Origin of the sequence: Leclercia sp. UBA5958, assembly GCF_002430365.1 — a bacterium.
GTDB lineage: Bacteria > Pseudomonadota > Gammaproteobacteria > Enterobacterales > Enterobacteriaceae > Enterobacter > Enterobacter pneumoniae.
Map to the genome: position 1 here is coordinate 346840 of NZ_DJCE01000004.1, position 12529 is coordinate 359368.

Annotated in this window: 13 protein-coding genes; 9 read left to right on the forward strand and 4 right to left on the reverse strand. The window is 55.3% G+C overall.

The window, feature by feature from the left end:
* The first annotated feature begins 144 nt into the window (after window positions 1-144).
* The 4 genes from gcvT (at window position 145) to B2Q93_RS06190 (ending at window position 5460) form a co-directional block, all read left to right on the forward strand.
* Window positions 145-1239, forward strand: a complete 1095-nt coding sequence (gene gcvT, locus B2Q93_RS06175) for a glycine cleavage system aminomethyltransferase GcvT (RefSeq protein ID WP_207292362.1) — start codon at window positions 145-147, stop codon at window positions 1237-1239.
* 23 nt (window positions 1240-1262) lie between these two features.
* Window positions 1263-1652 carry a glycine cleavage system protein GcvH gene (gene gcvH / locus B2Q93_RS06180; RefSeq protein WP_040074134.1) on the forward strand — a complete coding sequence of 130 codons (390 nt, stop codon included), beginning with the start codon at window positions 1263-1265 and terminating at the stop codon, window positions 1650-1652.
* Window positions 1653-1777: 125 nt separating this feature from the next.
* Complete coding sequence (gene gcvP, locus B2Q93_RS06185; RefSeq protein ID WP_286932242.1) at window positions 1778-4651, forward strand: aminomethyl-transferring glycine dehydrogenase; 2874 nt, start codon at window positions 1778-1780, stop codon at window positions 4649-4651.
* Between the two features lie 65 nt (window positions 4652-4716).
* Entirely contained in the window at window positions 4717-5460 is a 744-nt protein-coding gene (locus tag B2Q93_RS06190) for an SDR family oxidoreductase (protein ID WP_046887117.1), read from the forward strand.
* Window positions 5461-5500: 40 nt separating this feature from the next.
* On the opposite strand, the gene B2Q93_RS06195 is transcribed toward B2Q93_RS06190, so the two are convergent.
* Both B2Q93_RS06195 and B2Q93_RS06200 read right to left on the reverse strand, forming a co-directional pair.
* Window positions 5501-6934 (reverse strand): 6-phospho-beta-glucosidase, encoded by a 1434-nt coding sequence (locus B2Q93_RS06195; RefSeq protein WP_286932243.1) that lies wholly within the window; start codon window positions 6932-6934, stop codon window positions 5501-5503.
* Between the two features lie 115 nt (window positions 6935-7049).
* Complete coding sequence (locus tag B2Q93_RS06200) at window positions 7050-7781, reverse strand: MurR/RpiR family transcriptional regulator (protein WP_046887115.1); 732 nt, start codon at window positions 7779-7781, stop codon at window positions 7050-7052.
* 52 nt (window positions 7782-7833) lie between these two features.
* Here B2Q93_RS06200 and yqfB point away from each other — a divergent pair, with 52 nt between their 5' ends.
* Both yqfB and trhA read left to right on the forward strand, forming a co-directional pair.
* Window positions 7834-8145, forward strand: coding sequence for a N(4)-acetylcytidine aminohydrolase (gene yqfB / locus B2Q93_RS06205; RefSeq protein WP_040074139.1), 312 nt, complete (start codon window positions 7834-7836; stop codon window positions 8143-8145).
* A gap of 164 nt (window positions 8146-8309) precedes the next feature.
* Complete coding sequence (trhA, locus tag B2Q93_RS06210) at window positions 8310-8969, forward strand: PAQR family membrane homeostasis protein TrhA (RefSeq protein ID WP_040074140.1); 660 nt, start codon at window positions 8310-8312, stop codon at window positions 8967-8969.
* Window positions 8970-9054: 85 nt separating this feature from the next.
* On the opposite strand, the gene ygfZ is transcribed toward trhA, so the two are convergent.
* On the reverse strand, window positions 9055-10035 hold the full coding sequence (gene ygfZ, locus B2Q93_RS06215) for a tRNA-modifying protein YgfZ (protein ID WP_207292359.1): 981 nt from the start codon (window positions 10033-10035) through the stop codon (window positions 9055-9057).
* A 291-nt stretch (window positions 10036-10326) separates the two neighbouring features.
* Between ygfZ and sdhE the strand changes: the two genes are divergently transcribed.
* Entirely contained in the window at window positions 10327-10593 is a 267-nt protein-coding gene (sdhE, locus tag B2Q93_RS06220) for an FAD assembly factor SdhE (protein WP_040074142.1), read from the forward strand.
* Window positions 10574-10990, forward strand: coding sequence for a protein YgfX (locus B2Q93_RS06225; protein WP_046887112.1), 417 nt, complete (start codon window positions 10574-10576; stop codon window positions 10988-10990). Before sdhE ends, B2Q93_RS06225 begins: the two co-directional genes overlap by 20 nt.
* A 4-nt stretch (window positions 10991-10994) precedes the next feature.
* On the opposite strand, the gene fldB is transcribed toward B2Q93_RS06225, so the two are convergent.
* Window positions 10995-11516, reverse strand: a complete 522-nt coding sequence (gene fldB / locus B2Q93_RS06230) for a flavodoxin FldB (RefSeq protein WP_040074145.1) — start codon at window positions 11514-11516, stop codon at window positions 10995-10997.
* A gap of 102 nt (window positions 11517-11618) precedes the next feature.
* Between fldB and xerD the strand changes: the two genes are divergently transcribed.
* Window positions 11619-12515, forward strand: coding sequence for a site-specific tyrosine recombinase XerD (xerD, locus tag B2Q93_RS06235; RefSeq protein ID WP_040074146.1), 897 nt, complete (start codon window positions 11619-11621; stop codon window positions 12513-12515).
* Window positions 12516-12529: the final 14 nt, after the last annotated feature.

Genomic DNA, 12529 nt, shown 5'->3' on the forward strand with positions numbered 1-12529 from the left:
TATGGTTTGCCGCCGTTTTCGGTGGTAAGTTCAGGTCAAAGAGAACGTTTGCGTCGACATCCAGGAGTGGTGCCGATGCCGGGTTTCGTGGGGATAAAACCGCATGAAACGCAAAGATAGCCCTGCTTATTCAACGAGGAAAAGATGGCTCAACAGACTCCTTTGTACGAACAGCACACGTTATGTGGCGCGCGCATGGTGGATTTCCATGGCTGGATGATGCCGCTGCACTACGGCTCACAAATTGATGAGCACCACGCCGTGCGCACCGATGCCGGCATGTTCGACGTTTCCCACATGACCATTGTCGATCTGCACGGCAGCCGCACCCGGGAGTTTTTACGTTATCTGCTGGCCAACGACGTCGCCAAACTGAAGACGCCGGGAAAAGCGCTCTATACCGGCATGCTCAATGCCTCCGGCGGCGTGATTGATGACCTCATCGTCTATTACTTCACTGAAGATTTCTTCCGCCTCGTTGTAAACTCCGCCACCCGCGAAAAAGACCTCTCCTGGATTACCCAACACGCCGAACCTTACGCCATCGACATTACCGTCCGTGACGATCTGTCGCTGATTGCCGTTCAGGGGCCGAATGCCCAGGCGAAAGCCGCGACGCTGTTTAGCGATGAGCAGCGTAACGCCACCGAAGGCATGAAGCCGTTCTTTGGCGTGCAGGCAGGTGACCTGTTCATTGCCACCACCGGATACACCGGCGAGGCGGGCTATGAAATTGCCATGCCTAACGAGAAAGCCGCAGATTTCTGGCGTGCGCTGGTAGAAGCTGGCGTGAAACCGGCAGGCCTGGGGGCGCGCGATACGCTGCGTCTGGAAGCCGGTATGAATTTATATGGCCAGGAGATGGACGAAGGCGTCTCTCCGCTGGCTGCGAATATGGGCTGGACCATTGCCTGGGAACCGGCTGACCGTGACTTTATCGGTCGCGAAGCGCTGGAGATGCAGCGTGAGAAGGGCACCGAACAGCTGGTTGGCCTGGTCATGAAAGACAAAGGCGTGCTGCGCGGTGAACTGCCGGTGCGCTTCACCGATGCCGATGGCAATCATCGCGAAGGGGTGATCACCAGCGGCACCTTCTCGCCGACCCTGGGCTACAGCATTGCGCTGGCACGCGTACCGGCGGGCATTGGCGAAACTGCCGTTGTACAGATCCGCAATCGCGAGATGCCGGTTGCCGTCACTAAACCGATTTTTGTTCGCGCCGGTAAGCCGGTCGTCTAATTATTTTTATCAGGAGAACTTCAATGAGCAATGTGCCAGCAGAACTGAAATACAGCAAAGAACACGAGTGGCTGCGCAAAGAGGCGGACGGCACTTACACGGTAGGCATCACCGAGCATGCGCAAGAGCTGCTGGGTGACATGGTCTTTGTTGACCTGCCGGAAGTGGGCGCGACCGTTAGCGCAGGCGATGACTGTGCGGTGGCGGAGTCTGTGAAAGCCGCTTCTGACATCTACGCGCCGGTTGGCGGCGAAATCGTTGCCGTGAATGACGCGCTGAGCGACTCCCCGGAGCTGGTAAACAGCGAACCTTACGCGGGCGGCTGGATCTTTAAAATCAAAGCCAGCGATGAAGCGGAAGTTGCCGCGCTGCTGGATGCCACCGCGTACGAAGCACTGTTAGAAGACGAGTAAGCCTTTTCCCTCTTCCCTTTGGGGAGAGGGTAGGGTGAGGGGAACAGACGACACCCTCACCCCAGCCCTCTCCCTCAGGGAGAGGGAGAATACACATTCACTGCACGTTTCAGGAACCATCGCTCATGACACAGACTTTAAGCCAGCTTGAAAATCGTGGCGCCTTTATTGAACGTCACATCGGGCCGGATGCTCAGCAACAGCAGGAGATGCTGAACACGGTTGGCGCAGATTCATTAAACGCCCTGATCGGCCAGATCGTGCCAAAAGACATCCAGCTTGCCACACCGCCGCAGGTAGGCGATGCCACGACGGAATTTGCCGCGCTGGCGGAGCTGAAGGCGATTGCCGGCCTTAACAAGCGCTTTAAGTCTTACATTGGCATGGGCTACACCCCGGTACAGTTGCCGCCGGTTATTCTGCGCAATATGCTGGAAAATCCGGGCTGGTATACCGCCTATACGCCGTATCAGCCGGAAGTCTCTCAGGGCCGTCTGGAAGCGCTGCTGAACTTCCAGCAGGTGACGCTGGATCTCACGGGGCTGGATATTGCTTCTGCCTCACTGCTGGATGAAGCCACCGCCGCTGCCGAAGCCATGGCAATGGCAAAACGCGTCAGCAAACTGAAGGGCGCAAACCGCTTCTTCGTCGCGGCCGATATCCATCCGCAAACCCTGGACGTAGTACGTACCCGTGCGGAAACCTTCGGGTTTGACGTCATTGTGGATGATGCCGAAAAGGTGAAGGATCATCAGGATGTCTTTGGCGTGCTGTTGCAGCAGGTGGGCACCACCGGTGAAGTCCACGATTACAGCGATCTTATTGCCGAGCTGAAAGCCCGTAAAATCGTGGTCAGCGTAGCGGCCGATTTTATGTCGCTGGTACTGCTCACGGCGCCGGGTAAACAGGGGGCGGACATCGTCTTCGGCTCTGCCCAGCGCTTTGGCGTTCCGATGGGCTACGGTGGCCCGCACGCGGCCTTCTTTGCCGCAAAAGATGAATTCAAACGCTCCATGCCGGGCCGTATTATCGGCGTCTCTAAAGATGCGGCCGGTAATACCGCGCTGCGCATGGCGATGCAGACGCGCGAGCAGCATATCCGCCGCGAGAAAGCGAACTCCAACATCTGTACCTCTCAGGTACTGCTAGCCAACATCGCCAGCCTGTATGCCGTCTTCCATGGCCCGGCTGGCCTGAAGCGCATTGCTTCCCGCATTCATCGCTTCGCCGATATCCTGGCGGCGGGTCTGCAGCAAAAAGGGCAAAAGCTGCGTCACGCCCACTTCTTCGACACCCTGTGTGTTGAGGTTGCCGACAAGGCCGCCGTGCTGGCGCGCGCCGAGGCCGCAGAGATTAACCTGCGCAGCGACATCCTGAACGCGGTGGGTATTACGCTGAACGAAACCACGACCCGCGACGATGTTGCGGCGCTGTTCGATGTCCTGCTGGGTGCAGACCATGGCCTGAACATCGACACGCTGGATAAAGAGGTGGCGCACGATAGCCGCTCCATCCAGGAAAGCATGCTGCGTAACGACGACATCCTGACCCATCCGGTCTTTAACCGTTACCACAGCGAAACGGAGATGATGCGTTATATGCACTCTCTGGAGCGCAAAGATCTGGCGCTGAACCAGGCGATGATCCCGCTGGGGTCATGCACCATGAAGCTCAACGCCGCGGCCGAGATGATCCCGATCACCTGGCCGGAATTCGCCGAGCTGCACCCGTTCTGCCCCGCAGATCAGGCGGAAGGTTACCATCAGATGATCAACCAGCTCTCTGACTGGCTGGTGAAGCTGACCGGCTACGACGCGCTCTGCATGCAGCCGAACTCCGGCGCGCAGGGTGAATACGCGGGCCTGCTGGCGATTCGCCACTATCATGAAAGCCGCAACGAAGGGCATCGCGATATCTGCCTGATCCCAAGCTCCGCGCACGGCACCAACCCAGCCTCTGCTCAGATGGCGGGTATGGAAGTGGTGGTGGTCGCTTGCGATAAGAACGGCAACATCGATCTTGCGGATCTGCGGGCGAAAGCCGAGCAGACCGGTGACAAGCTCTCCTGCATCATGGTCACTTACCCGTCCACTCACGGTGTGTACGAAGAGACTATCCGCGAAGTCTGCGAAATCGTGCACCAGTATGGCGGCCAGGTTTACCTGGATGGCGCAAACATGAATGCCCAGGTGGGTATCACGACCCCTGGCTTTATCGGCGCGGACGTCTCCCACCTGAACCTGCATAAAACCTTCTGCATCCCACACGGTGGCGGCGGACCAGGTATGGGGCCGATTGGCGTGAAAGCGCACCTGGCGCCGTTTGTTCCGGGCCATAGCGTGGTGCAGATCGAAGGCATGCTGACCCGTCAGGGCGCGGTCTCTGCGGCACCGTTTGGCAGCGCTTCTATCCTGCCAATCAGCTGGATGTATATCCGCATGATGGGTGCCGAAGGGCTGAAGCAGGCAAGCCAGGTCGCCATCCTCAACGCGAACTACATTGCGACGCGTCTGAAAGATGCCTATCCGGTGCTCTACACGGGCCGTGATGGCCGCGTAGCACACGAGTGCATTCTGGATATCCGTCCGCTGAAAGAAGAGACCGGCATCAGCGAACTGGATATTGCTAAACGTCTGATCGACTACGGCTTCCATGCGCCAACCATGTCCTTCCCGGTTGCCGGAACCCTGATGGTTGAGCCAACCGAGTCTGAAAGCAAAGTCGAGCTGGACCGCTTTATCGATGCGATGCTGGCGATCCGCAGTGAGATTGACCGCGTGAAATCGGGTGAGTGGACGCTTACCGATAACCCACTGGTAAATGCCCCGCATACCCAGAACGAACTGGTGGCGGAGTGGAACCACGGTTACACCCGCGAACTGGCGGTCTTCCCGGCGGGTGTGGCAAACAAATACTGGCCGACGGTTAAACGTCTGGACGATGTCTACGGCGACCGGAATCTGTTCTGCTCTTGCGTGCCGATGAGCGAATACCAGTAATCCCCCACTGATTAACAAACCGGGTAAGCGCATGCGCTACCCGGTTTTTTTTTAAGGAGTGAACAATGGCAATCGCACTGGTTACCGGCGCCAGCCGGGGGATTGGCAAAGCTACCGCGCTGCAGCTGGCCCGTGAAGGTTATACCGTGGCGGTTAACTACCATCACAACATCCACGCCGCCACGCAGGTCATTAATGCCATACAGGACGCAGGCGGCAGGGCGTTTGCATTGCGCGCCGATATCAGCGATGAAGCGCAGGTGCTGGCAATGTTTGAAAGTCTCGATCGTGAAGGAGAACCGCTCACCGCCCTGGTCAATAATGCCGGCATTCTGTTTGAACAGAGCACGATTGAGAATCTCTCTGCCGAGCGCATTAATCGGGTGCTGGCGACCAACGTCACCGGCTATTTCCTCTGCTGCCGTGAGGCGGTCAAACGCATGGCGCACAACCACGGGGGTAAAGGCGGGGCGATTGTTAACGTCTCTTCTGCCGCCTCTCGCCTTGGCGCACCGGGCGAGTATGTGGATTATGCCGCGTCGAAAGGGGCCGTGGATTCGCTGACCACCGGCTTAGCGCTGGAAGTGGCAGCGCAGGGAATCCGCGTGAACTGCGTCCGTCCGGGGCTGATTTACACCGATATTCATGCTTCTGGCGGTGAGCCGGGGCGTGTCGATCGGGTGAAGTCGATGTTGCCGATGCAGCGCGGTGGGCAGCCGGAAGAGGTGGCACAGGCGATTGTCTGGCTGCTGAGCGAGAAGGCGTCGTACGTGACGGGCAGTTTTCTTGAATTAGCGGGCGGGAAATAGAACCTCTCCCCACAGGGGAGAGGCCATGTGCCCGTGGGGCTTAAAGCGTTTCGCCGTTACTGGCGATGACGGTTTTATACCACTCAAAGCTCTTCTTACGGGAGCGCGACATGTCGCCCGTACCGTCGTCGTGCTTGTTCACATAGATAAAGCCGTAACGCTTGCTGTATTGACCCGTGGTGAACGACACACAGTCGATGCAGCCCCAGGGGGTATAGCCCATCAGATCTACACCATCGTAGGTGACGGCTTTTATCATCTCTTCGACGTGGGCGCGCAGATAGTCGATGCGGTAGTCATCGTTGATGCTGCCGTCCTCTTCCACTTTATCGTAGGCGCCGAACCCGTTTTCCACGATGAACAGCGGTTTCTGATAGCGTTCATACAGCTCGCAGAGCGCGTAGCGCAGGCCCACCGGATCAATCTGCCACCCCCAGTCAGAGGCTTTGACGTGCGGGTTCGGCACGCTACCTTCGAAGCCGGAAATTGCATCGCCGGTACCGCCCTCTGCCTTCACGGCGTTGGTCATGTAGTAGCTAAAGCCTAAATAGTCGCAGGTGCCTTCGCGCAGGATCTGCTCGTCGCCCGCTTCCATATTGATAGAGAAGCCGCGGCGTTCCCACTCGTTCAGCACGTAAGACGGGTAGTAGCCGCGCAGCTGAACATCGGTAAAGACATAACGCTCACGCATGGATTCCTGGGCATACATCACGTCTTCTGGCTTGCAGGAGAACGGATAGAGCGCCACCATCGCCAGCATGCAGCCGACTTTCATCTCCGGGTTAATGCGACGCGCGGCCTTCACCGCCAGGGCGCTGGCCACGAACTGGTGATGCAGCACCTGGTACATGGTCTCTTCCGGATTAGCATGCTCGGTATAGACCACGCCGGAGCAGCAGTAGCCAAACAGCGGCGCACGCCAGTTACGCTGGTTATTGATTTCGTTAAAGGTCATCCAGTACTTGACCTTATTTTTGTAGCGCTCGAAGACCACTTTAGAGAAGCGCACAAAGAAATCGACCACTTTACGGTTGGTCCAGCCGCCGTATTCCTGCACCAGATGCAGCGGCATTTCGAAGTGGGAGAGGGTGATCACCGGCTCGATGTTGTACTTCAGCATCTCATCGAACATCTCATCGTAGAACTTCAGCCCTTCTTCGTTTGGCTGGGTTTCATCCCCTTTCGGGAAGATACGGGTCCAGGCGATGGAGGTGCGGAAACATTTGAAGCCCATTTCGGCAAACAGCTTAATGTCTTCTTTATAGTGGCCGTAAAAGTCGACCGCCTCATGGTTCGGATAGTATTTCCCCGGCACCACTTGCTGGGTGATTTCACGCGGTACGCCATGGGCACCGCCAGTCAGCACGTCACAAATGCTCGGCCCTTTGCCGCCTTTGTTCCAGCCGCCTTCGACCTGATGCGCCGCAACCGCGCCGCCCCATAAAAAGTCTTTTGGTAAGGTGAGTTTTTTCATCTTTGCTAATCTCGTTAATTACGTTCTGTTTTCGAGTCTAACAAAGGGGAATTAAAAGTCACGATATAACAATTCGCGCTAAATGTGATTTGTTACATCAAAAAAACAGGATGTTTTATTCTGTCAGTTTCTTCGCCAGTTTACGGCCTAAAGATTCCAGAATATAAATCACCGGGATCTGAGTGGTAATATCGTAGACGCCGCCGATGCGCGTTTGAGGCACATGCCAGGAGAGATTAAAGTCGGCCAGCTTCGCCAGGCGAGAGTGCTCGTGACTGGTAATGGAGAGTACCTTGCAGTGATGCAGGCTGAACTGGCTGGCGAAGCGCAGTATCTCTTCGGTTTCGCCCGAGACAGAGAGGACAATAGCCAGAGCGTTTTTAGCCATATCGTTAGTGACGGGGAAATAAGGATCGTCGATATGGTTGCTGAATTTTCCGATATTTGAGAAAAAGCGTGCGCCATATTTTGCCAGGGAGCCAGAGGTGCCCGCGCCGACAAATATAATTCGTTCCGAAGATAAAATAATATCTACAGCCTCGTCAAGCAGGGCATCAAACTCTTCGTTATTGACACCTTTAAAGAAGCTGATAATTTCGCTGGCGCCAAAATTAGCTTGTTGAGGTTCGTTCTGCTCTAAATAGAGTTTAAAGCGTACCCGAAATTCAGAATAACCTTCACAGTTAAGCTTGCGGCAAAAACGCAGCACGGTGGTCGTGGACACGCCCGCGGCATCTGCCAGCTCGCGAATGGTCATATACATGACTTTGTCGCGGTTTTTGATGACAAAGTTGTAGACCATCATCTCCAGATTATTGAGACTGGCAATCGCGGCGTGGGTGAACATACTCACTGTGGCAAAACTCTCATCGCAGACGTCATCGTTAAGGAATCATACCATGCAGCCAAATGACATCACTTTTTTTCAACGCTTTCAGGATGACATTCTGGCCGGGCGTAAGACCATTACCCTTCGCGATAAAAGCGAGTCGCATTTTAAAACAGGTGATATTTTGCGCGTTGGCCGCTATGAAGATGATGGCTATTTCTGCACCATCAAGGTGACCGGCACCGCGACCGTGACGCTGGATACGCTTGATGAACAACATGCTCGACAAGAAAACATGACCTTGTCTGAGCTAAAGCAGGTCATCACCGACATCTATCCCGGGCAGACGCAGTTTTATCTCATTGAATTTGAATGTCTTTAAAGTAGAGTGAACAGCTGTGCGGTGAGGTTTATATGTAACAATATGATAAATATAACTTATCTGAAAATCAGACTTTATTTTAGCTAACAGGTGTTCACTGGAATCATTCTCAGTTAGCATAGTCTGGCGATACGTTATTTTTTTATGTTCTCCTGGAGACCTCTATGGTTAATAAACCATTACTCGCACAGGGATATTCACTGGCTGAGGAGATAGCCAACAGCATCAGCCACGGCATCGGCCTCGTCTTTGGTATTGTCGGTCTGGTGTTGCTGCTGGTGCAGGCGGTGGATGCTAACGCCAGTGCGATGGCTATTACCAGCTACAGTTTATACGGCGGGAGCATGATTTTGCTGTTCCTGGCCTCCACGCTTTATCACGCTATTCCACACCAGCGAGCCAAGATCTGGCTGAAGAAATTCGACCACTGCGCCATCTATCTGTTGATTGCCGGCACCTATACACCTTTCCTGCTGGTGGGGCTGGGTTCTCCGCTTGCGCGTGGGTTAATGATTGTTATCTGGAGTCTGGCGCTGCTGGGCATCCTGTTTAAACTGACCATCGCTCACCGCTTCAAAGTTCTATCACTGGTCACCTATCTGACCATGGGCTGGCTGTCGCTGATTGTGGTCTATCAGCTGGCGGTGAAACTGTCGGCAGGCGGCGTGACCTTGCTTGCGGTAGGGGGCGTAATCTATTCGCTAGGGGTTATTTTCTACGTCTGCAAACGCATCCCTTACAACCACGCTATCTGGCACGGCTTCGTGCTGGGGGGAAGTGTCTGTCACTTCCTGGCGATTTATTTATATGTGGGGCAGGTGTAACCGCGGTGCGGCGCGCGCGCTCTCATAACAAAAAACGGTAACCTTCGGGTTACCGTTTTTTTTTACTCGTCGTCTGTCAGGGCTATTACTCTTCCAGAGAGTAAGGCAGCGGCTCGATGCTTAATGTGTTGGCGTCATCACGTACACGGAACACGCTGTCAGGCTCCATATCGTTATTCATCACGACCTGCACCAGCAGGCGGCCATCATCAAGCTGAACGGCGGCCAGAACCGTACCGGTACGACGCCAGTTATCACCCATCTTCATTTCAAGGTCTTCGCCGGCTTCCGGAACGCGGCTGGCGGTGCCCGCCAGATACCAGAGCGCACGTTTATTCGCGCCACGGAACTTCGCCCGCGCCACCATCTCCTGGCCGGTATAGCACCCTTTTTTGAAACTGATGCCGCCCAGCGCCTGCAAATTCGTGGCCTGCGGAATAAATTGCCCACTGTTGGCGCTATCGATGACGGGCACACCGGCTTCAATGTTCAATGCCAGCCACTGCTGGCTGCCGTTCAGCTGCGCTTCGCCGCGCAGCGCTTCGGTCAGGCGCTCGGCCGTGGCGACGTCGGTGACCAGCAGGAAGCGTTCAGCGGGATGTTCAAACCACAAAATAGACGTAACGCCATCGGTGGTCAGCGGTTTGCTGGCATCCGGCAGCTCTGCAAACTGATTCGTCAGGGCAGCACGCGCCTGAAAACCGGCCACGCCCAGCAGCACGACCTCGTCGTCCGGCGAAAAAGTAACTTTGGAGAAGACCGCGTATTTTTTTAGCTCAGTCAGCTGAGCATCGCGCAGGTTGCGGCGCTCGATAAAAGCAAAGCCCTCGCCGCGACGGAACAGGCGCAGGTTACTCCACATTTTACCTTTTGCATCGCAGTGAGCCGCAAGCAGATGCTGGTGCTCCGTCAGTTGACCCACATCCGCAGTTACCTGGCCCTGCAGATATTTTTCGCTATCCGGGCCGGTAACGGAAACCAGCGCCCAGTCATCGAGGGTGATCAGCGTCAGCGGCAGACGCGCAGAGGCGACAGGCTGGCGCGGAGAGAAAGGGGTAAATGCCATAGTGATGTCCTGATTTGCTTAACGCTTTATTGATGCCTAATGGTAAAAGAGACTGTAGTCAATGCAAGCGGTTTCAACAGGCTATTCGTGCCTTCAACGCGTTCTGCGAAAGGTTACGCAAGAGCGTGCGAGCCGCTTCAGTTTTGCCTCTGTTTTCTGCGCAGCCTCTTCCTATGCGTAATATTCCAGTAAAGAATCGACAGAAAACACGTTACACTAGATTTTGCCTCACGCAGGGAAAACTCTGGCGTGGAGCAGTGTCTGAACCCAACGTTATGCAGGAAAAATGACATGGATATTAATAATAAAGCCCGCATTCACTGGGCATGCCGTCGCGGTATGCGTGAACTCGACATCTCCATCATGCCGTTCTTCGAACATGAATACGACAGCCTGAGCGATGAAGATAAACAGCTGTTTATCCGCCTGCTGGAGTGTGATGATCCAGATTTATTCAACTGGCTGATGAATCATGGCGAACCAGCCGACAGCGAGCTGCAACGGATGGTGCTTTTAATTCAAACACGGAATCGGGAACGTGGTCCTGTGGCAATCTGATTTACGCGTCTCGTGGCGCTCACAGTGGATGTCTCTTTTACTCCACGGGTTGGTTGCGGCCGCCATTCTGTTAATGCCATGGCCGCTGAGCTATACCCCGCTCTGGCTGCTACTTCTCTCGTTAGTGGTCTTTGACAGCGTTCGAAGCCAGCGGCGGATCAACGCCCGTCAGGGTGAAATTAAACTGTTTATGGATTCTCGCCTGCGCTGGCAGGGGAAAGAGTGGGAGATCGTCGGCTCGCCGTGGATGATTAACGCCGGCATGATGCTGCGTCTGCGTGCAAGCGAAGAGCAGCGCTGCCACCATTTATGGGTATCGGCGGATAGCATGGATGAAGGCGAGTGGCGAGACCTGCGTCGGATGATTGCTCAGCAACAGCCGACGCAAGGACGGTAGCGATTTAGCTAAACTGCTCTGCCATTTCGCCGAGGATCTGCTCGCACCAGTTTTGCAGCCGCTCTTCGCTTAGGTCGTACTGGTTGGTTTCATCAAGGGCCAGACCGACAAACAGCTGCCCTTCTGCGGTGATAGGTTTCTGACTGGTAAACTCGTAGCCTTCCGTCGGCCAGTAGCCGATAAAGGTCACCCCTTTTGGCGCGAGTTTATCGTGCAGCATGCCCAGCGCATCCAGGAACCATTCGCCGTAACCCAGCTGGTCGCCCATGCCGTACATCGCAATAATTTTGCCGTCCAGATTCAGTGAGTCCAGCTGATCCCACACCGTTTCCCAGTCCTCCTGCAGTTCGCCAAAGTCCCAGGTTGGAATGCCGAGGATCAGCACGTCGTACTGCTCCATCAGGGTCGGCGCATCGTCTTTGAGGTTATGGAGGGTGACCAGCTCAGGGCCGATAATGTCGCGAATTTTCTCAGCAGCCATTTCGGTATAGCAGGTGCTGGAACCATAAAACAGACCAATATTCATCGCTAAAATGTCTCAATACTTGCTTTGACGTTGCGAACTAGTGTACCAGAAACGATACGCCTTCAGGCATAATGCACCGACAGCAGAACTAAAGGGGCGGAAGTGGAAAAGGATCTCGCACTCATCGAACAATTTCTCGACGCGCTCTGGCTTGAGAAGAATCTGGCTGAAAATACTCTCAGTGCTTATCGGCGCGATTTGACGATGCTGGCGGCGTGGCTGCATCATCACGATCGCGAACTGGCGACTGCGCAAAGCGACGATTTGCAGGCCCTGCTTGCCGAGCGCGTTGAGGGGGGATACAAAGCCACCAGCTCTGCGCGGCTGCTCAGCGCTGTGCGTCGGCTGTTTCAATATCTTTATCGCGAGAAAATTCGCCCGGACGATCCCAGCGCCTCGCTGGCGTCGCCTAAGCTGCCCCAACGCCTGCCCAAAGATCTGAGCGAAGCGCAAGTTGAGCGATTATTACAGGCACCCGTTGTTGACCAGCCGCTGGAGTTACGCGATAAAGCGATGCTTGAAGTGTTGTATGCGACAGGTCTGCGCGTCTCTGAGCTGGTCGGGCTGACGATGAGCGATATCAGCCTGCGTCAGGGTGTGGTGCGGGTAATCGGTAAAGGGAATAAAGAGCGACTGGTTCCGCTGGGCGAAGAGGCGGTGTACTGGCTGGAAAACTGGCTTGAGCACGGTCGCCCCTGGCTGCTGAACGGTGTCTCTAACGATGTGCTGTTTCCTAGCCAGCGCGCCCAGCAAATGACGCGGCAAACCTTCTGGCATCGCATCAAACATTACGCCACACTGGCAGGCATCGACAGTGAAAAACTGTCACCGCACGTTCTGCGTCACGCCTTTGCAACGCATTTGTTAAACCACGGGGCCGATTTGCGCGTGGTGCAGATGTTGCTTGGTCATAGCGATCTTTCCACGACGCAAATCTATACGCACGTCGCCACGGAACGCTTGCGGCAGCTACATCAACAGCACCACCCACGCGCGTGAGTGCCGAATTGTTT

Coding starts and splice junctions, on each gene's coding strand:
- gcvT (WP_207292362.1), top strand. CDS start 145: ATGGCTCAACAGACTCCTTTGTACGAACAGCACACGTTATGTGGCGCG.
- gcvH (WP_040074134.1), top strand. CDS start 1,263: ATGAGCAATGTGCCAGCAGAACTGAAATACAGCAAAGAACACGAGTGG.
- gcvP (WP_286932242.1), top strand. CDS start 1,778: ATGACACAGACTTTAAGCCAGCTTGAAAATCGTGGCGCCTTTATTGAA.
- B2Q93_RS06190 (WP_046887117.1), top strand. CDS start 4,717: ATGGCAATCGCACTGGTTACCGGCGCCAGCCGGGGGATTGGCAAAGCT.
- B2Q93_RS06195 (WP_286932243.1), bottom strand. CDS start 6,934: ATGAAAAAACTCACCTTACCAAAAGACTTTTTATGGGGCGGCGCGGTT.
- B2Q93_RS06200 (WP_046887115.1), bottom strand. CDS start 7,781: ATGTTCACCCACGCCGCGATTGCCAGTCTCAATAATCTGGAGATGATG.
- yqfB (WP_040074139.1), top strand. CDS start 7,834: ATGCAGCCAAATGACATCACTTTTTTTCAACGCTTTCAGGATGACATT.
- trhA (WP_040074140.1), top strand. CDS start 8,310: ATGGTTAATAAACCATTACTCGCACAGGGATATTCACTGGCTGAGGAG.
- ygfZ (WP_207292359.1), bottom strand. CDS start 10,035: ATGGCATTTACCCCTTTCTCTCCGCGCCAGCCTGTCGCCTCTGCGCGT.
- sdhE (WP_040074142.1), top strand. CDS start 10,327: ATGGATATTAATAATAAAGCCCGCATTCACTGGGCATGCCGTCGCGGT.
- fldB (WP_040074145.1), bottom strand. CDS start 11,516: ATGAATATTGGTCTGTTTTATGGTTCCAGCACCTGCTATACCGAAATG.